Source organism: Variovorax sp. GW822-FHT04A09 (assembly GCF_058801005.1).
This window is the reverse complement of sequence record NZ_JBXAMV010000003.1, coordinates 290,337-308,996: the sequence shown is the minus strand read 5'-3', so window position 1 is coordinate 308,996 and position 18,660 is coordinate 290,337. Positions and strand designations below refer to the sequence as shown.

Sequence of the window (18,660 nt, the reverse complement as noted above, 5' to 3'; positions counted from 1 at the left end):
TCTACCTTGCGCGGGCCAGGCGCGGATCGAGCAGGTCGCGCAGACCATCGCCCAGCAGGTTCAGGCCGAGCACCGCGAAGGCGATGGCCATGCCGGGGAAGACGGCCAGCAGCGGTTGCTGGAACATGAGGGTCTGGGCTTCGCTGAGCATGCGGCCCCACGACGGTTGCGGTGGCTGCGTGCCGAGGCCGAGGTAGGAGAGGGCGGCTTCGGCCAGGATCGCGATGGCGAAGCGGATGGTGATCTGCACGATCAGCACGGCCGAGATGTTGGGCAGCACGTGCTGCATCGTGATCGCGAAGCTGCCCTTGCCGCAGGCGCGTGCGGCGGCCACGTACTCGCGCGACCAGATGGCGTTGGCCGAGGCGCGCGTGATGCGCGCGAAGGTCGGAATGTTGTAGATGCCGATCGCGATGATCGCGTTGACGATGCCGGCGCCGAACACGGCGGTCATCATGATGGCCGACAGGATCGCGGGGAAGGCGAGCGTGAAGTCCGACAGGCGCATCACCGCTTCCTCGACCCAGCCGCGTCTTGCTGCAGCGAGCAGGCCCAGCGCGGTGCCGACGACGAGGCCGATGCCGACGGCAATCACGCCCACGAGGATGGAGGCGCGCGCACCCACGAGCAGCAGCGAGGCCACGTCACGACCGAACGCGTCGGTGCCGAGCCAGTGCGTGGCCGAAGGGCCCTGCATCTTGTTCGCCATGTCCATCGCGTAGGGCGACCACGGCGTCCAGACGAAGGAGAGCAAGGCCGCCAGCAACAGCAGCAGCGCGAACACGCCGCCGATGACGAAGCTGCGGTGCTTGACCGCGCGGCGCCAGAAGCCGGGCGCGAGGGGCGCGGCGGATGCGGGCACGGAAGGGGAGAGGATGGCGCTCATACGTCGCTCGCCTTGATGCGCGGGTCGATCACGGCATAGAGCACGTCGACCACGAAGTTCACGATGACCACCATGGCCGCGAGCAGCATCACGCAGTTGCGCACCACGATCAGGTCGCGGTTGCTGATGGCCTGGAAGATCAGGCGCCCCAGCCCGGGCAGGTAGAACACGTTCTCCACCACGATGGTGCCGGCCAGCAGTTCGGAGAACTGCATGCCCATCACCGTGATGACGGGGATCATCGCGTTGCGCAGCACGTGGGTCCACAGCACCATGCGCTGCGACACGCCCTTGGCGCGCGCCGTGCGCACGAAGTCTTCGCGCATCACCTCGAGCACGGCCGAGCGCGTGATGCGCGCGAGGATCGCGGCCTGCACCACCGCAAGCGAGAGCGCCGGTAGCAGCAGCGATTTCAATCCCGCGAAGATGCCTTCACCCCAGCCCTCGAAGCCGCCCGCGGAGAACCACTGCAGCTGCACCGAGAACACGAGGATCAGCAGGATGGCGAACCAGAAGTTGGGGATGGCGATGCCGACCTGGGCCATGCCCATGAGGCCGACGTCGCCGAGCTTGTTGTGGCGCGCGGCGGCGGTCACACCGACGAGCAATGCGATCACGACGGTCAGGCTCATCGCCATCACGGCCAGCGGCACGGTGAGGGCCAGGCGCTCGAGGATCAGGTCGATGACGGGCGAGCTGTAGGCGTAGCTGTCGCCGAGGTTGCCGGTGAGCAGGCCGCCGATCCAGTGCCAGTAGCGGGTCCAGGCGGGTTGGTCCAGGCCGAGCTTGGTGGCCAGGGCGGCGACGGCATCGGGCGAGGCGTCGGGGCCCATGAGCATCTGCGCGGCATTGCCCGGGAGAATTTCGAGCACCAGGAACACGATGACGGACGCGCCGATCAGCGTGCCGATGAGCGTCAAGGTGCGCTTGAGCAGGAACAGGCCCATGGTTCAGTGGCTCCGTTGTTTGTCGCTGTTCAGGGCGTGTGCCCAGGCCACCGGGTACTTCCCTCCGCGAATGTCCCCCGCCCTTCGGGCTCCTCCTTTATTTCGCTGCGGGAAGCACCCAGTGCCCTGGGCACCGGGACGCAGCGCGTTTTTTCCAACGCGACAAGGAAGGCCGGGAGGCGTCATGCCGAAGCGATGCACTCGGCAATCGCGCGGCCCACGTCCACCGTGTTGGCGGTGCCGCCCATGTCGCGCGTGCGCGGGCCTTCGCTGAGCACGGTCTCGATCGCCGAGAGCACGGCGGCCGAGGCCTGTGCGTACACGGGGTCGTTGTCGCCCAGGTGGTCGAGCATGAGCGCGGCCGACCAGATCTGGCCGATGGGGTTGGCGATGCCCTTGCCCGCGATGTCGGGCGCTGAGCCGTGCACGGGTTCGAACAGCGACGGGAACTTGCGTTCGGGGTTCAGGTTGGCGCTGGGCGCGATGCCGATGGTGCCGGTGCAGGCCGGGCCCAGGTCGGAGAGGATGTCGCCGAACAGGTTGGACGCCACGACCACGTCGAACCAGTCGGGGTGCTGCACGAAGTGCGCGCACAGGATGTCGATGTGGTACTTGCTCGTGGCCACGTCGGGGTAGCGCGTGGCGATCTCGGCCAGGCGCTCGTCCCAGTAGGGCATGGTGATCGAGATGCCGTTCGACTTGGTGGCGGCCACCAGGTTCTTGCGCTTGCGGCGGTTGGCGAGCTGGAACGCGTAGTCGATGATGCGGTCGACGCCCACGCGGGTGAACACGGCTTCCTGGATCGCCATCTCGCGCGGCGTGCCTTCGAACAGGCGCCCGCCGACCGAGGTGTATTCGCCTTCGGTGTTCTCGCGCACGACGAGAAAGTCGATGTCGCCGGGCTTGCGGTGCGCCAGCGGGCCGGGCACGCCGGGCATCAGGCGCACGGGGCGCAGGTTGACGTACTGGTCGAAGTCGCGGCGGATCTTGATGAGCAGGCCCCACACGGCGATGTGGTCGGGCACCTTGGCAGGATCGCCCACGGCGCCGAAGTAGATGGCGTCGTGGCCCTGGATCTTGTCGGCCCAGTCGGCCGGCATCATCAGGCCGGTGCGCACGTAGTGGTCGGAGCCCCAGTCGAAATGGTCGTACGCGAAATCGATGCCGAAGCGCCGACTGACCGCGTCGAGCACGCGAAGGCCCTCGGGCATGACTTCGACGCCGATGCCGTCTCCGGGAATGACGGCAATCCTGTGCTTTTGCTTCTGCTGCATTGACTCAACCTGTTCCTGAACCGTTTCGATAAGAGCGCCGACGCTTGTGACACCGGGCCGTCAAAAAATTCTAGGAGCGGGTGGGGCGCGCGCGATGGGGGTTGGCACCCACCGGGCATTGACAAAAAGCGAAGGCAAAAACGCCAGAACACGGCGGAAGATAAGCAATTGATGGTCATCGAACTGACTTGAGCTTCGAAAAATTAGAAGGCGCCGGGGGCGGAAAGCCCGCACCCGGGCACCCGCCGCGAGGGCCTGCGTACCATCGTGCCCATGCGAACACTTCCACTCCCCACCGGCGGCGAGATGCCGGTTCTTGGTCTCGGCACCTGGCGCATGGGCGAGGACGCCACCCGCCGCGCGGCCGAGGTGGCCGCGGTGCGCGAGGCCATCGGCCTGGGCTACCGCCTGATCGACACGGCCGAGATGTACGGCGAAGGCGGCGCCGAGACCGTGGTCGGCCAGGCCGTGGCCGAGGCGCTGCGCGCGGGCGATGTGCAGCGCGACGCGCTCTTCATCGTCAGCAAGGTCTACCCGCACAACGCGAGCCGCCGCGGCACGGGGCAGGCTTGCGAGCGCAGCCTGGCGCGGCTGGGGCTGGAGCGCATTGACCTGTACCTGCTGCACTGGCGTGGCAACCACCCGCTGGCGCACACGGTCGAGGCGATGCACGAACTGGTCGCGGCCGGCCGCATCACCCACTGGGGCGTGAGCAACTTCGACACCGACGACATGCAGGAGCTGGCGGAGCTCATCGGCCAGGGCCCGGCCTGCGCGGCCAACCAGGTGTACCTGTCGCTCGGCGAGCGCGGCCCCGAGTTCGACCTGCTGCCCTGGCAGCGCGAACGCGGCATGCCGCTGATGGCTTACAGCCCGATCGACCAAGGCGCGCTGGCAGGCGACGAGGCGCTGGGCCGGCTGGCGGCCGAACACGGCGTGAGCGCCGCGCAACTGGCGCTGGCCGCGGTCATCGCGCGCCCGGGCGTGGCGGCGATTCCGAAGGCGGTGCGCAGCGCGCACCTGAAAGAAAACAGGGCCGCCGCCGAGCTGCAGCTCGATGCGACGACCCTGGCGGCGCTGGACCGGATCTATCCGGTGCCTAAGCGCAAGACGCCGTTGGCGATGATCTAGTCAGCGCACGGTTCGGCTCAGTGCGCGTCGGCGTGCTTGGCCGCCGCGATCACCGCCTCTTCGTCGTGCTTCGCACCGTTGAGGAACAGGTTCAGCAGCACGGCCGTGATCGACGCCAGCAGGATGCCCGACTCGATCAGCGAGTGGATCGAGTGCGGCATCCACTGCTTGAAGTTGGGGGCGATCAGCGGAATCATGCCGACGCCGATCGACACGGCGACGATCATGGCGTTGTGGCGGTTGGTCTTGAAGTCCACGCCCGACAGGATGCGGATGCCGGTGGCGGCCACCATGCCGAACATCACGAGGCCGGCACCGCCGAGCACCACGGTGGGCAGCGACTCGACCAGCGCGGCCATCTTCGGCAGCAGGCCCAGCACGATCAGGATCACGCCGCCGGCCACGCACACGTAGCGGCTCTTGATGCCGGTGACGGCCACCAGGCCCACGTTCTGCGAGAAGCTGGTGTACGGGAAGGTGTTGAAGATGCCGCCGATGAGCGTGCCCAGGCCGTCGGTGCGCAGGCCCTTGGCCAGGTCCTGCTGGCTGATCTTGCGGTCGGTCATTTCGCCGAGCGCGAGGAACATGCCGGTCGATTCGATCATCACGACGATCATGATGAGCGTCATCGTGAGGATCAGGATCGGGTCGAACAGCGGCATGCCGAAGTGGAAGGGCAGCACGACGTCGACCCAGGCGGCCTTGCCGACTTTTTCGTAGGTCATGAGGCCGGTGAGCGAGGCCACCACCGCGCCGATCACGATGCCCAGCAGCACTGAGATGTTGGCGATGAAGCCCTTGGCGTACTTCACGATCAGGAGGATCGACACCAGCACCAGCGCGGCCACGCCGAAGCCCGACAGGTCGGCGTACTTGGGGTTGGGCACGGTGGGCATGATCGCGAAGCCCTTGGGCACCGCAGGAATCGAGCTGCCCGGCGAGGTGACCTCGGCCAGCCACTTGGCGTACACCGGGTCGACCAGCGCGGGCGCCGTCGGGCCCACGGGGTTGCCGAAGATCCAGTTGATGCCCACGCGCATCAGGCTGATGCCGATGACCGCGATGATCGTGCCCGTCACCACGGGCGGGAAGAACCGCAGCATGCGGCTCACCAATGGCGCGATCAGTATCGATATCACCCCCGCGCCGATGATGGCACCGAACAGCAACTGCGCCCCGTTCTGCCCGGGGTTGGCGTTGGCGATGGCGACCATGGGCGCCACCGAGGCGAAGGTCACGCCCATCATCACGGGCAGCTTGATGCCGAACCACTGCGTGGCGCCCAGCGCCTGGATCAGCGTGGCGATGCCGCAGCAGAACAGGTCGGCCGAGATCAGCAGCGCGACCTCGTCGGGCGAGAGCTTGAGCGCACGGCCCACGATGAGCGGCACCGCGACGGCGCCCGCATACATCACGAGCACGTGCTGCAGGCCGAGGGCCGCGAGCTTGCCCGAAGGCAGGCGCTGGTCCACGGGATGGACATTGCTGGAAAGGGAATCTGCCGTCATCGTTGTCTCCTGGCGCGGCGAGGGGAACGGAGCAGTGATGCGCGTCGCAGAGCCGTCGCGCACACCAGTTGTGTACGCGAAACTGTATACAATTTATGCGGCAATCCGGATTCAGGTAAACCCGAATCCGGCGAAGAAGCGCTGTAGGAGGCGCGCGCCGGGGCATCCGGCGGTTCGGCCGGCGCTCAGGTGTTGGGAGTGGGGTGCGTCAGCGACGCGGGTTCAGGCCAGCAGCGCCTTCACCAGGTCGAGCTGGCGGTCGGGCTTCTCGGTGCCCAGTTCGAGGCTGGCCTCGATGCGTTCGAGGTGCTCGATCATGCAGGTCACGGCCGCTTCCACGTCGCCCTTGCGGCACAGGCGCAGGAAGTCGGAGTGCTCGTCGGACGAGCAGTGCGGGTCGTTCGACGAGTGGTAGAGCATCGCGATCAGCGAGCTGCGCGCCACCAGTTCGCGCACCATCTCGGCCAGCGTGTGGTTGCCGGTGGCTTCGGCCAGCGCCACATGAAAGTCGCCCAGCAATTTCTCGCGCACCGTGCCCATGGTGGTGCTCTGGCGCAGCGCGGTGCGTTCGAACTTGATGTGCTGCTCGAGCGTCTGATAGTCACGTGGCCGCGCATTGGCGATGAACAGGCGCACCACCTCGCGCTCCAGGATGCGGCGCACCGCGAACACCTCGCGCGCCTCGTCCACCGTGGGCTGGCAGACGAAGGCGCCCTTGTCGGGAATCATCTCGATGAGCTTGTCCTTCGACAGCATCAGGAGCGCCGCGCGCACCTTGGTGCGGCTCACCGAGTAGACGCGGCCCAGCGCCTCTTCGCGCAGCCAGGTGCCCGGCGGCAGGCGCTTCTCGACGATCGCGGTGGCGATGTCGTTGGCGATGCTTTCGATGGAACTGTTCTTGTCGGCCGGCGCCGCGCCGTTCTCGGCCGGTGCGGCAACGGGGGCGGCGGAAGGGACGGGGGGTTTGGAACTGGCGCGGGGCATCCGTCGATTGTGGCTCAGCGCGTGAGCGTGAAGGCCTCGAGCGCGCCGATCATGGGCTTGGGCAAAGGCCTTGCCAGCTCGCCGCGCTTGCTGGTGCGCAGCTTCAGGGCCACCAGCGATTCGATGAGCTTGGTGCCCGCGGCCACGCCGTCGATCACCGGCACGCCGAGCACCTGCTCGATGTGCGCGCACAGGTCGGTCATGCCGGCGCAGCCGAGCACGATGCAGTCGGCACCGTCTTCTTCGAGCGCGCGCCGGCATTCGTCGACGATGCGCTCGCGGGCGTTGGAGCCCTGCTCTTCCAGTTCGAGCACCGGCAGCTCGCAGGCGCGCACGTTGGCACAGAAGCGCTCCATGCCGTAGATCTCGGCCAGGTGCCAAGCCTGGCCCATGGTGCGCCCCAGCGTGGTCACCACGCTGAAGCGGCTGCCGATCATGCTGGCCAGGTGCATCGCGGCCTCGGCGATGCCCACCACCGGGCCGCGCGCCAGCTCGCGCGCCGCCTTCAGGCCCGGATCGCCGAAGCAGGCGATCACGTAGCCGTCGATGCCGTCGCGCTCGCCCGCGGCGATCTCCTGCAGCAACCCCGGCACGGCCAGCGCCTCGTCGTAGTGGCTCTCGATGGAGACCGGCCCCATGGCCGGGCTCACGGCCACGATCTCGGTGCCGGCGTGCGCCACCGCGCGGGCGCAGGCACCGATCTTCTCGGTCATGCTCCAGGTGGTGTTGGGGTTGATGATCTTGATGCGCACGGCGCGGTCCCTTCTCTTTTCTATTTCAGGTCTTGTTGTTGCGGTTCAGCAGCACGTACAGGACAAAGCCCAGACCCATGCCGATGAACCACGCATAGTTGGCGGCGCCGCGCAGCGTCGGCACCATCACGCACAGGATGGGCACGAGGGCCGAGGGCACCAGCGCCTGGATCGCCTTCGGGTTGTAGCCGCCGCTGTACCAGTACTTGCCTTGCTTGCTCATGGTGTAGAGCGCGTCGACGTCGATCTGCTGCTTGCGCACGATGTAGTAGTCGGCAATCAGGATGCCGAACAGCGGGCCGATGAACGAGCCCAGCACATCGAGCGTGTAGTGGATGACTTCGGGGCTGTTGTAAAGGTTCCAGGGCGTGAGAAACACCGAGCCCACCGCGGCGATCATGCCGCCCGTGCGCCAGCTGATGTGCTGCGGCGCCACGTTCGAGAAGTCGAAGGCCGGCGACACGAAATTGGCCACGATGTTGATGCCGATGGTGGCGATCATGAAGGTCAGCGCGCCCAGCACCACGGCCGTGGTGCTGTCGATCTTGCCCACGGTGTGCACCGGGTCGGTGATCAGTTCACCAAAAACGGGCAACGTGGCCGCCGTGGTGATCACGGTGAGCAGCGAGAAGAAAACGAAGTTGATGGGCAGACCCCAGAAGTTGCCCTTCTTCACCGCGTCGAAGCTCTTGCCGTAGCGCGAGAAGTCGCCGAAGTTGAGCATCGGGCCGCTGAAGTAGCTCACCACCAGCGCGATGGCCGAGAGCATCACCGGCAGCGCGTCCCAGCCCTGGAACTTGATGCCGCCCAGGTTCAGGTCGATGTTGCTCCAGCCGGCCTTCCACACCAGCCAGCCGCACAGCACCGCCATCACCACGTACACCGCCGGGCCGGCCCAGTCGATGAACTTGCGGATCGCTTCCATGCCGTGCCAGAACACGAAGGCCTGCAGCACCCACATGACCATGAACGCCACCCAGCCCAGGGCCGAGAGGCCGACGAAGCCGTACTGCGCCACGTCGGCATACGGCGCCAGGCCCGGCGCCATGTGCAGCGCCAGCACCATGAAGGCGGCGGAGGCCAGGTAGGTCTGCACCCCGTACCAGGCCACCGCGATCAGCCCGCGGATGATGGCCGGGATGTTGGCGCCCAGCACCCCGAACGAGGCGCGGCACACCACGGGGTAGGGCACGCCCGTCACCTGGCTGGGCTTGGCCACCAGGTTGCAGAAGACCTGCACGATCACGATGCCCACCAGCAGTGCCACCAGCACCTGCCAGCTCGACAGGCCCAGCGCGAACAGGCTGCCGGCCGTGATGTAGCCGCCCACGCTGTGCACGTCGGACATCCAGAACGCAAAGATGTTGTATTGCCCCCAGGTCTGCTTCTTGAGCGGGGCGAGGTCCTCGTTGGTCAGGCGCGGGTCGTAGCCCGGCTTGATGAGGGCGTTCGATTCCGCGTGCGGCGCGATGCCGGCTTCGCTGGCCCCCGCGGGGGCATGGCTGGCGACTGTGCTCATGGTCTTTCCTCGTACTTGGTTGGGATGAGGGACTTTTTGACGCAAATTTCGCGCCGTCTTTATGGGTGCGTTATTTGTATACAAAAATTGAACCCAATCAAGACCATGCGAGGAATCATATATCCGTAGATTCCCTGATGCGGACGAGCCGGGGCAAAGAAAAAGCGCCATGCCCCGGGAGGGACATGGCGCCTTGGAGGGGCCGGGGGATGAGGGCACGCGGCTTACTTAGCCGCCGCCTTCTGCGCGTTCAGGCCAGCAGGTCGCTCAGCGTGCGCGCCACCACCTTGGTCGCGCGACGCAGGTCTTCGAGCACCACGCGCTCGTCGCTGCGCTTGGCGTGCGACTCGAGCACGGTGCGCGGGCCGGCGCCGTAGATCACGCCGGGAATGCCGGCTTCGACGTACAGGCGCACGTCGGTGTACAGCGGCGTGCCCATGGCCTTGATGGGTTCGCCGAACAGCTCGCCGCCGTGCTTCTGGATCGCGTCGACCAGCGGCTTGTTGCCGGCCAGCGGCTTCATCGAGTTGGCGAGCAGCATGCGCTTGATCTCGACCGTGATGCCCGCGCTTTCGGCGGCGGCATCGGCGATCACCTGGCGGATGTTGGCTTCGACCTCGACCGGGTTCTCTTCGGGGATCATGCGGCGGTCGAGCTTGAACACGACCTTGCCGGGCACGACGTTGGTGTTGGTGCCACCCTCGATGCGGCCCACGTTCAGGTACGGGTGCGTGATGCCCTCGACCTTCGACGTGACCTTCTGGTAGAGCGTGTTCTGCGCGTACAGCGCGTTCAGGATCTTGGTGGCGCCCTGCAGCGCGTCGATGCCGGTGGTGGGCACGGCGGCGTGGGCCATCTTGCCGTGCACGGTCACTTCCATCTGCAGGCAGCCGTTGTGCGCGGTGACCACTTCGTAGCTGAAGCCGGCCGCGATCATCAGGTCGGGCTTGGTCAGGCCCTTCTCGAGCAGCCAGCCCGGGCCGAGGATGCCGCCGAACTCTTCGTCGTAGGTGAAGTGCAGCTCGATGCTGCCCTGGGTGGGCTTGGCCACGGCCTCGAGCGCGCGCAGCGCGAAGGTGAAGCTGGCGAAGTCGCTCTTGCTGACGGCGGCGGCGCGGCCGTACAGGCTGCCGCCCTCGATCTCGCCGCCGTACGGGTCGTGCGTCCAGCCTTCGCCGGGCGGCACCACGTCGCCATGGGCGTTGAGCGCCACGGTGCGACCACCGTTGCCGTACTTGCGGCGCACGATCAGGTTGGTGATCGATTCGAGGCCGTAGTCCTTCACCTCTTGCGCGGGCACGGCGTGCTTCTCGGCGTCGAGGCCGAAGTCTTTCAGCAGCTCGGCGGTGCGCTCGGCGTGCGGCGCGTTGTTGCCGGGCGGGGTGTCGGTGGGCACCTGCACCAGTTGCTGCAGGAATTGCACTTCCTCGTCGAAGTGGGCGTCGATCCAGGCGTCGAGTTTGGCGTAGTCGGTCATGGTGGTTGTTCTTGTGGGGGCGGTCAGTGGGCTTGTTCGGTGGCGAGGTTGTCCAGCAGGAGCTGGAAGGCCTGCACGGCCAATTGAATGTCGTCGTTGGTGCTCGACTCAAGCGGGTTGTGGCTGATGCCCGAGTTGATGCCGCGTACGAAGAGCATGGCCTGCGGCATCACTTCGTGCAGCTTCATGGCGTCGTGGCCGGCGCCGCTGGGCATGCGAAAGAGCGGAATGCCCAGTGCGTCGACGGCCTGTTCCCAGCGCTGCTGCCAGGCCGGTGCGCTCGGCGCGGCGGCGGCGCGCATGGTTTCCTCGAGCTCGTAGCGCACGCCGCGGCGTTCGCAGATGTCCTTCAGCGCGGCGACCACGTCGTTGGCCAGTGCGTCGCGCTGCGCGTTGTTGGGCGCGCGCAGGTCGAGGCTGAACTTGCAGCGGCCGGGCACGACATTGATCGAGCCGCTGGGCACTTCGAGCATGCCCACGGTGCCGACCGAGTCGCCGTCTTTGGCGGCGCGCTGCTCGGTGTAGAGAATGAGTTCGGCCACGGCCGCGGCGGCGTCGCGGCGGCGGTCCATGGGCGTGGTGCCGGCGTGGCTGGCCATGCCGATGACTTCGCCCACGTAGCGCACGCTGCCGTTGATGGAGGTGACGATGCCCAGCGGCAGGTCGAGCTCGGTGAGCACAGGGCCCTGTTCGATGTGCACCTCGACGAAGCCGAGGTAGCGCGCCGGGTCGCGCTGGATCTTCGGAATGTCTTCTTCCTTCAGGCCGGCGTGCTGCATGGCCTCGCGCATGGTGATGCCGTCGGCATCCTTCTGGTCGAGCCAGCGCGGGTCGAAGTGGCCGATGAGCGCGCCCGAGCCGAGGAAGGTGGCCTTGTAGCGCTGGCCTTCTTCTTCGGCGAAGCCGACGACTTCGAAGGCGAAGGGCAGGCGGCGGTTCTGGCGCTTGAGTTCGCGCACGCAGGCCATGGGCACGAAGATGCCCAGGCGGCCGTCGTACTTGCCGCCGTTGCGCACGGTGTCGTAGTGCGAGCCGGTGAGCAGGGTCTTGGCGTCGGGCGTGGCGCCTTCGTAGCGGCCGACCACGTTGCCCACGGCATCGATGTGCACGGAGTCGAAGCCGCAGTCGCGCATCCAGCCCGAGATGTTCGCGGCGCAGGCGCGGTGCGCGTCGGTCAGGTAGGTGACGGTGAGCTGGCCCTTCTCGGCATAGCCGGGGTCGGTGTGCACCGACAGCTGTTCCTGCCAGTCCCACACGTCGTTGCCGAGCGTGATGTCGGCGCCGAACTTGTCGTTCAGGCGGATCTCGGCGATGCGGTGGATGTTGCGCAGCGCCTCGCCAAGTTCGAAGCTCGGGTGGTTGTGCAGCCGGCGCGCAAAGGTCTCGATGATCTCGCGCTTGGCAAGGCCCGTGCCGCGCGGGCCGCGCACGGCCAGGATGAACGGGAAGCCGAACTTCGCGTTGTAGTCGGCGTTGAGCTTCTGGATCTGCGCGAACTCTTCGGGCGTGCAGTCGGTCAGGCCGGCCTTGTTCTGCTCGTTGGTCGACTCGGCGGTGAGCGTCTTGCTGACCATGGCCTTGCCGGCGAGCTCGGGGTGGGCGCGGATCAGGCCGATCTGCTCGTCGGCCGACGACGCGGCCAGCGCCTGCACCAGCGCGTGCTTGAGATGCGCGAGCGAGCGGAAGGGGCGCTGCACCAGCGCGCGCTGCGCGATCCAGGGCGAGTGTTCGTACACGCCGTCGAGCATGGCGACGGCAGCGGCCGGCCCCGCGGCGTTGAGTTGGGCAAGGGTGAGGAGAGGGGTGCTCATGATGCGGCTCCGGCTTCGAAAGGATGTGCCTGCTTCCAGTGGCGTGCGATGTCGACGCGGCGGCAGACCCAGACCTTGTCGTGCGTGGCGATGTGATCGAGAAAGCGCTGCAGCGCCGTGATGCGGCCGGGGCGGCCGAGCAGGCGACAGTGCATGCCGATGCTCATCATCTTGGGGCTGTCGTCGCCGTTCGGGTCGCCTTCGGCGTACAGCGCGTCGAAGGTGTCCTTCATGTACTGGAAGAACGGGTCGGCGTGCGAGTAGCCCTGCGGCAGCGCAAAGCGCATGTCGTTGCAGTCGAGCGTGTAGGGCACGATGAGCTGGGGCACGACGCTGCCGTCGGTCTTCTGCACCTTCATCCAGAACGGCAGGTCGTCGCCGTAGTAGTCGCTGTCGTATTCGAAGCCGCCGTAGTCGGCCACGAGGCGGCGCGTGCGCGGGCTGTCGCGGCCGGTGTACCAGCCGAGGGCGCGCTCGCCGGTGAGCTTTTCGATCGCTTCCATGCCCAGGCGCATGTGCTCGCGCTCGGTGGCTTCATCGAGGTTCTGGTAGTGGATCCAGCGCCAGCCGTGGCAGGCGATCTCGTGGCCCAGTTCCTTGAAGGCGGCCGTGAGCTCGGGGTAGCGCTGCAGCGCCATGCCCACGCCGAAGACGGTGAGCGGCAGGCCGCGCTTTTCGAACTCGCGCAGGATGCGCCACACGCCGGCGCGCGAGCCGTACTCGTAGATGCCTTCCATGCTGATGTGCCGGTCGGGGAAGCTCGCCGGGTTGAACATCTCGGAAAGGAACTGCTCGGAGCCCGCGTCGCCGTGCAGCGTGGCGTTCTCGCCGCCTTCTTCGTAGTTGAGGACGAACTGCACCGCCACGCGCGCGCCGCCGGGCCAGCGGGCGTGGGGCGGGTTGCGGCCGTAGCCGATCAGGTCGCGCGGGTAGGGCAGGGTGGTGTCGTAGACGGTCATGGTGTGGATCAGGACAGCGCGAGGGATATGTCGTTGGTGGGAACCTTGCGGTCGAAGGTGAGGTTGGCCTCGACGTGTTCCAGGTGCTCGGTCATGAGGCGCACGGCGAGTTCTTCGTCGCGCGCGGCCAGCGCCTTCACGATGTCGGCGTGCTCGTCGTTGGAGTGCTCGGCCGCGCTGGTGCTCTGGTACATGAGCGTGATGAGGGCGCAGCGCGAGATCAGCTCGCCCAAGATTTGCGCCAGCACCTGGTTGCCCATGAGCTCGGCCATGCGCACGTGGAAGTCGCCCAGCAGTTCGGTGCGGCCCGACACGTCTTCGCCGCCGACGGCCGATTTCTCGAGCGCCACGTGCTCCTTGAGCGCCTTGATCTTGGCGGGCGTGACGCTGCGCACGAAGGCGCGGGTCATCTCGGCCTCGAGCATGCGGCGCACGGCGAACACCTGCTTGGCCTCGTCGACGGCGGGTGCGGCCACGAAGGCGCCGCGCGCCGGCTCGAGCCGGATCAGCTTGTTCTGCGAGAGTTGGAACAGCGCCTGGCGCACCAAGGTGCGCGACACGCCGAAGTGGTCGGCCAGCTTCTGCTCGGCGAGCTTGGTGCCGGGCTGAAGGCGGTGCTCGACGATGGCCTTCGTGAGGGCATCGACGATCGAACGGGTGGTGGAGGACTCCATGTTTTTCATGATAGACCCAAAGCCGGTAACTGTATACACTTTTGTCCACTGGAATTTCCCGCACCCCGATCTCACCGATCCGACACCCTTTGAAGGAGGCCCCATGGGCTTGAGCACTCACGTACTGGACACGATGCACGGCGGCCCCGCGGCCGGCATGGAGGTGGCGCTGTACACCACCGACGGCGACGCCGCGACGCTGGTGAAGCGCTTCACGCTGAATTCGGACGGCCGCAGCGACGGCCCGCTCTACGACAACAACTCGATCAAGGTCGGCACCTACCGCTTGGTGTTTGATGTGGCGGGTTACTTCAAGGCCCGCGGCGTGACGCTGCCGGAGCCGAACTTCCTGAACAAGGTGGCGCTGGACTTCGGCGTGGCGCACACCGACCAGCACTACCACGTGCCCTTGCTCGTGAGCCCGTGGAGCTACTCCACCTATCGGGGCTCCTGAGGTCAGTCCCCTTGTTGCTGTCCCTCTGTCAGGGTGTCGAGCTGGAAGCGCCCGCTCTTGTCCCACAGCCAGGTGTCGGTCCACGTGACCGCGCCCAGGCGCTGGGCGGGCGGGAAGGGCGCGGCCTGCAGCACGGCGCGCTCGATCTCGGCGATCACCTCGGGCGCGTGCTTGGGCGCGCGCAGCCAGTGCATCGAGACCACCTTGCCGCCAGTGTCCAGGTTCACCTGCAGCGTGCCGACCGCGTACAGCAGGGGCGGCATCTGGCCCTTGTAGATGCGCGAGGCGTTGGCGTTGTAGATGTGGCGTGCGGCGTCGCGGCGGTACTCGCGCGCGGTGGTCGCGCTGGAGGCACGCGGCGCGGGCCCGCTGCCCTGTGCGCTGCTGGCACCGCTCAGCTGGCCGGGCACCGAGCCCGTCGAGCCGCAGCCGGCGAGCCACAAGGCGGAAAGAACAGTGGCGGCCCAGGCGAGGCGGCGCGGCGTAAGCTGGCGGTTCGTCATCATCGCCGGGGTTATACCGTGAGTTGTTGCTGCCTCGGCAACCGAAGGTTTCGGGCATGAACGGTGCGGTCGATCAATTGCTGATGCGTCTTCGCCATGAAGACGCCGTGCTGGTGCGCGTCGAATCGACGCAGGGCTCGGCCCCGCGCGAGGCCGGCACCTGGATGGCCGTCTGGGCCGACGGCCTCACGGCCACCATCGGCGGCGGGCAGCTCGAGTTCCAGGCCACGCAGGAAGCGCGCGAAATCCTGGCCGGCACCCGCCGCCTCGAGGGCGTGCAGCGCTACCCGCTGGGCCCGAGCCTGGGGCAGTGCTGCGGCGGCGTGATGTTCCTCACCTACCGGCGCATCGGCGCGGCCGACGCGCCCGCGCTGCAAAAGGAACTGGTCGCGCAGCTCGAGCCCGTGGCGCTGTTCGGCGGCGGCCATGTGGGCGCCGCGCTGGCGCGCCTGCTGGCCGTGCTGCCGTTCTCGGTGCGCTGGATCGACAGCCGCGACGGCGTGTTCCCCGACGCACTGCCCGCACAGATCGACACCGAGCACTCCGAGCCCGTGCAGGATGCGGTGGCCGCGCTCGCGCCCGGCAGCCGCGTGCTGATCATGAGCTTCAGCCACGCCGAAGACCTGGACATCGTCATCGCCTGCCTGAAGCGCCTGCGCGCGCGCAACGACCTGCCCTACATCGGCCTCATCGGCAGCAAGACCAAGTGGGCCACCTTCCGCCACCGGCTGGAGGCGCGCGGCTTCACGGCCGACGAGCTGGCGCGCGTCACCTGCCCGATCGGCGTGCCCGGCATCACGGGCAAGGAACCCGAGGTGATCGCGGTCGCCGTGGCGGCACAGTTGTTGCAATCGCTGGGCTGAACAGGGTTTTCCCTTGGCGGCGACGCCGCAAATAGCATCCCGCCTCGTGCCAAAACTGTATACACTTTCGGTCCACAACAAGCCGCAGCGGAGCGAGGTCCTTTTCAACGGACCTGCGTTCGCGGCACTTTCTCTGCTTACAGCGCCCGCGGTGGTGAGCAGGCTGAAACCCCTCCTTGGCGCCCCCACGCGCCAACAGGGTTGAGAGAGCGCTATATGGAAAGCTACTACCTCGACTGGGCCAACCTGCTGCTGCGCTGGGTCCACGTCATCACCGCCATCGCCTGGATCGGCGCCTCCTTCTACTTCGTGATGCTGGACAACAGCCTCGAGAAGCCGCAGGACCAGGAATCGCTCGACAAGGGCGTAGGCGGCGAGCAATGGGCCGTGCACGGCGGCGGCTTCTACAACAGCCAGAAGTACGCGCTGGCGCCCAAGAAGCTGCCTGACCATCTGCACTGGTCGTACTGGGAGAGCTACTCGACGTGGCTCACGGGCTTTGCGCTCTTCACGATGTCGTACCTGTGGAACGCGAGCACGTACCTCATCGACAAGAGCAAGATGGACTGGCAGCCCGGCGCCGCCATTGCCGTGGCGCTGGCCTTCTTCGTCGTGTTCTGGATGGTCTACGACGGCATCTGCCAGATCTTCGGGCGCCGCAAGCACGGCGACACCATCGTCGGCGTGCTGATCGCGGTCTTCATCGCCTTCGCGACCTGGCTGGCCTGCCAGTGGTTCGCGGGCCGCGCGGCCTTCCTGCTGGTGGGCGCCATGATGGCCACCACCATGAGCGGCAACGTGTTCTTCTGGATCATCCCGGGCCAGCGCAAGAACGTGAAGGCGCTGCGCGAAGGCCGGCCGGTCGACCCCGTGCACGGCCAGCGCGGCAAGCAGCGCAGCGTGCACAACACCTACTTCACGCTGCCGGTGCTGTTCGCGATGCTGAGCAACCACTACAGCTTCACCTACACGCACAAGTACAACTGGATCGTGCTGCTGCTGATCATGCTCGGCGGCGCGGCCATCCGGCAGTTCTTCGTGGTGCGCCACCGCTTCAAGCTGGGCAACGCGGGCAACCCGCTGCCCTACGCCATGGTCGGCATCGCGGTGCTGGGCCTCACCATCGTGTGGATGAAGCCCGAGCCGGCCGCACCCGTGGCGGCCACCGCCGCCCAGGCCGCGCCCGCCGTGGCCTACCAGGACGTGCAGAAGGTGCTGGAGCAGCGCTGCTTCATGTGCCACGGCGCGGCCGTGCAGATGAAGAACGTGCGCGTCGACACGCCCGACCAGGTGACGGCGCATGCCCAGGCGATCTACCAGCAGGTCGTGGTGACCAAGATCATGCCGATGAACAACGCGACCAACATCACCGACGAAGAGCGGGCGCTCATCAGCCGCTGGTTCCAGGCCGGCGCCAAGACGAACTAGAAGACCGTGGCCTGCGAGGGCGGGCCACCGGTCGTCGCACAATCGCCGAATGGAGACAACACGCAAGCCATGACCGCATCGACCTCGCCCTCAGCAACAGCTCCCGATCCGCGCGAAGCCCCGCGCGCCTTCCTCGAACACCTGTACCGCGTGGCGGTGGACCGCGCACTGCCGCTGTCCACGCTGGGCGCCCACCTGCCCCAGCCGCCCAAGGGCCGCACCGTGGTGCTGGGCGCCGGCAAGGCCGGCGGCTCGATGGTGCAGGCGCTCGAGGCGCTGTGGCCGGCCGACGCCCCGTTGTCGGGCCTGGTCGTCACGCGCTATGACCACATTCCGCCGCGCCCCGAAGGCGTGCCGCAGCGCATCGAGCTCGTCGAGGCCGCGCACCCCGTGCCCGACGCGGCCGGCCAGCAGGCGGCCGAGCGCATCCTGGCGCTCACGCAAGGCCTCACGGCCGACGACCTCGTGCTGTGCCTCATCTCCGGCGGCGGCTCGTCGCTGCTGGTGCTGCCGGCCGAGGGCCTCACGCTGGCCGACAAGCAGCGCATCAACAAGCAGCTGCTCGACAGCGGTGCCCACATCGGCGAGATGAACTGCGTGCGCAAGCACCTGTCGCGCATCAAGGGCGGCCGGCTCGCGGCGGCCTGCGCGCCGGCGCGCGTGGTCACGCTCACCATCAGCGACGTGCCCGGCGACGACCCGGCCGTGATCGCCAGCGGCCCCACCGTGCCCGACGCCACCACCTGCGCCGACGCGCTGGCCATCCTCGACCGCTACGGCATCGAGGTGCCGGCGCCCGTGCGTGCGCAGCTCGAAAGCGGCGCGCTCGAAACCCCCAAGCCCGAGGACGCCGTGTTTGCCGGCCACAGCACCCACCTCATCGCCACGCCGCAGCAGTCGCTCGAAGCCGCCGCTGCGGCCGCGCGCGCCGCCGGCATTGGCGTGCACGTGCTGAGCGACGAAATGGAAGGCGAATCGCGCGAAGTGGGCAAGGTGCACGCGGCGCTCGCCCGCGCCGTGGCCCTGCGCGGCGAACCCTTCGCCCGGCCCTGCGTCATCCTGTCGGGCGGCGAAACCACCGTCACCATCCGCCCGCGCCAGCCCGGCCAGGCCAAGGGCCGCGGCGGACGGGCCGGCGAGTTCTGCCTGGGCCTGGCCGGCGCGCTCATGGGCCAGCCGCAGGTGTGGGCGCTGGCCGCCGACACCGACGGCATCGACGGCGTGGAAGACAACGCCGGCGCCTTCGTCACGCCCGACACCCTGGTGCGCGCCACGGCGCAGGGCAAGAAGCTGTCCGACCACCTCGACCGCAACGACGCCTACGGCTATTTCGACGCCATCGGCGACCTGTTCGTGACCGGTCCGACGAACACCAACGTCAACGACTTCCGCGCGATCCTCGTGCTGTAGGCGCGCCCCGGCCCCTGGCGGGGGCCGCCGGCAAGCTTTGTGAACTCAGGTTAATCTACGGCCCCGGCGGCACTTGGCCG

General features: G+C 67.6%; 17 protein-coding genes. 5 read left to right on the top strand and 12 right to left on the bottom strand.

Going from position 1 to position 18,660, the window contains the following annotated elements:
- Position 1: 1 nt before the first annotated feature.
- From AC1RLW_RS17920 to AC1RLW_RS17910, 3 genes are all read right to left on the bottom strand, one after another.
- Positions 2 to 886, bottom strand: a complete 885-nt coding sequence (locus AC1RLW_RS17920; RefSeq protein ID WP_369644307.1) for an ABC transporter permease — start codon at positions 884 to 886, stop codon at positions 2 to 4.
- The gene (locus AC1RLW_RS17915; protein WP_493194270.1) at positions 883 to 1,833 is read right to left on the bottom strand and encodes an ABC transporter permease; all 951 of its coding nucleotides are present in this window, start codon (positions 1,831 to 1,833) and stop codon (positions 883 to 885) included. The genes AC1RLW_RS17920 and AC1RLW_RS17915 overlap by 4 nt, the downstream gene beginning before the upstream one ends.
- 182 nt (positions 1,834 to 2,015) lie before the next feature.
- Positions 2,016 to 3,107: a tartrate dehydrogenase gene (locus tag AC1RLW_RS17910; protein WP_070061680.1), complete on the bottom strand. Its 1,092-nt coding sequence runs from the start codon at positions 3,105 to 3,107 to the stop codon at positions 2,016 to 2,018.
- Positions 3,108 to 3,380: 273 nt separating this feature from the next.
- On the opposite strand from AC1RLW_RS17910, the gene AC1RLW_RS17905 reads away from it, so the two are divergent.
- Positions 3,381 to 4,238: an aldo/keto reductase gene (locus AC1RLW_RS17905; protein ID WP_493194267.1), complete on the top strand. Its 858-nt coding sequence runs from the start codon at positions 3,381 to 3,383 to the stop codon at positions 4,236 to 4,238.
- A gap of 17 nt (positions 4,239 to 4,255) precedes the next feature.
- On the opposite strand, the gene AC1RLW_RS17900 is transcribed toward AC1RLW_RS17905, so the two are convergent.
- From AC1RLW_RS17900 to AC1RLW_RS17865, 8 genes are all read right to left on the bottom strand, one after another.
- Complete coding sequence (locus tag AC1RLW_RS17900) at positions 4,256 to 5,746, bottom strand: nucleobase:cation symporter-2 family protein (protein WP_095946737.1); 1,491 nt, start codon at positions 5,744 to 5,746, stop codon at positions 4,256 to 4,258.
- Between the two features lie 222 nt (positions 5,747 to 5,968).
- Positions 5,969 to 6,730 (bottom strand): GntR family transcriptional regulator, encoded by a 762-nt coding sequence (locus AC1RLW_RS17895; protein ID WP_493194266.1) that lies wholly within the window; start codon positions 6,728 to 6,730, stop codon positions 5,969 to 5,971.
- Between the two features lie 14 nt (positions 6,731 to 6,744).
- The gene (locus AC1RLW_RS17890; protein ID WP_493194265.1) at positions 6,745 to 7,482 is read right to left on the bottom strand and encodes an aspartate/glutamate racemase family protein; all 738 of its coding nucleotides are present in this window, start codon (positions 7,480 to 7,482) and stop codon (positions 6,745 to 6,747) included.
- Between the two features lie 25 nt (positions 7,483 to 7,507).
- On the bottom strand, positions 7,508 to 9,001 hold the full coding sequence (locus tag AC1RLW_RS17885) for an NCS1 family nucleobase:cation symporter-1 (protein ID WP_095946738.1): 1,494 nt from the start codon (positions 8,999 to 9,001) through the stop codon (positions 7,508 to 7,510).
- Between the two features lie 250 nt (positions 9,002 to 9,251).
- Positions 9,252 to 10,478 carry a M20 family metallopeptidase gene (locus AC1RLW_RS17880; RefSeq protein ID WP_493194263.1) on the bottom strand — a complete coding sequence of 409 codons (1,227 nt, stop codon included), beginning with the start codon at positions 10,476 to 10,478 and terminating at the stop codon, positions 9,252 to 9,254.
- 23 nt (positions 10,479 to 10,501) lie between these two features.
- The gene (uraD, locus tag AC1RLW_RS17875; protein WP_159277981.1) at positions 10,502 to 12,289 is read right to left on the bottom strand and encodes a 2-oxo-4-hydroxy-4-carboxy-5-ureidoimidazoline decarboxylase; all 1,788 of its coding nucleotides are present in this window, start codon (positions 12,287 to 12,289) and stop codon (positions 10,502 to 10,504) included.
- Entirely contained in the window at positions 12,286 to 13,248 is a 963-nt protein-coding gene (gene puuE / locus AC1RLW_RS17870; protein ID WP_062480836.1) for an allantoinase PuuE, read from the bottom strand. Before puuE ends, uraD begins: the two co-directional genes overlap by 4 nt.
- Before the next feature lie 8 nt (positions 13,249 to 13,256).
- The gene (locus AC1RLW_RS17865) at positions 13,257 to 13,931 is read right to left on the bottom strand and encodes a GntR family transcriptional regulator (RefSeq protein WP_056574067.1); all 675 of its coding nucleotides are present in this window, start codon (positions 13,929 to 13,931) and stop codon (positions 13,257 to 13,259) included.
- Between the two features lie 94 nt (positions 13,932 to 14,025).
- Between AC1RLW_RS17865 and uraH the strand changes: the two genes are divergently transcribed.
- A complete protein-coding gene (uraH, locus tag AC1RLW_RS17860; protein WP_070061690.1) occupies positions 14,026 to 14,376 on the top strand; it encodes a hydroxyisourate hydrolase in 351 nt (116 codons plus the stop codon).
- A gap of 2 nt (positions 14,377 to 14,378) precedes the next feature.
- On the opposite strand, the gene AC1RLW_RS17855 is transcribed toward uraH, so the two are convergent.
- The gene (locus AC1RLW_RS17855) at positions 14,379 to 14,882 is read right to left on the bottom strand and encodes a hypothetical protein (protein ID WP_062480839.1); all 504 of its coding nucleotides are present in this window, start codon (positions 14,880 to 14,882) and stop codon (positions 14,379 to 14,381) included.
- Between the two features lie 53 nt (positions 14,883 to 14,935).
- Here AC1RLW_RS17855 and xdhC point away from each other — a divergent pair, with 53 nt between their 5' ends.
- The 3 genes from xdhC (at position 14,936) to AC1RLW_RS17840 (ending at position 18,580) form a co-directional block, all read left to right on the top strand.
- Positions 14,936 to 15,742, top strand: coding sequence for a xanthine dehydrogenase accessory protein XdhC (xdhC, locus tag AC1RLW_RS17850; RefSeq protein ID WP_493194260.1), 807 nt, complete (start codon positions 14,936 to 14,938; stop codon positions 15,740 to 15,742).
- 216 nt (positions 15,743 to 15,958) lie between these two features.
- Positions 15,959 to 17,170, top strand: coding sequence for a urate hydroxylase PuuD (locus AC1RLW_RS17845; protein WP_159274485.1), 1,212 nt, complete (start codon positions 15,959 to 15,961; stop codon positions 17,168 to 17,170).
- 69 nt (positions 17,171 to 17,239) lie between these two features.
- Positions 17,240 to 18,580, top strand: a complete 1,341-nt coding sequence (locus AC1RLW_RS17840; protein WP_493194258.1) for a glycerate kinase type-2 family protein — start codon at positions 17,240 to 17,242, stop codon at positions 18,578 to 18,580.
- The last annotated feature ends 80 nt before the right edge of the window (positions 18,581 to 18,660 follow it).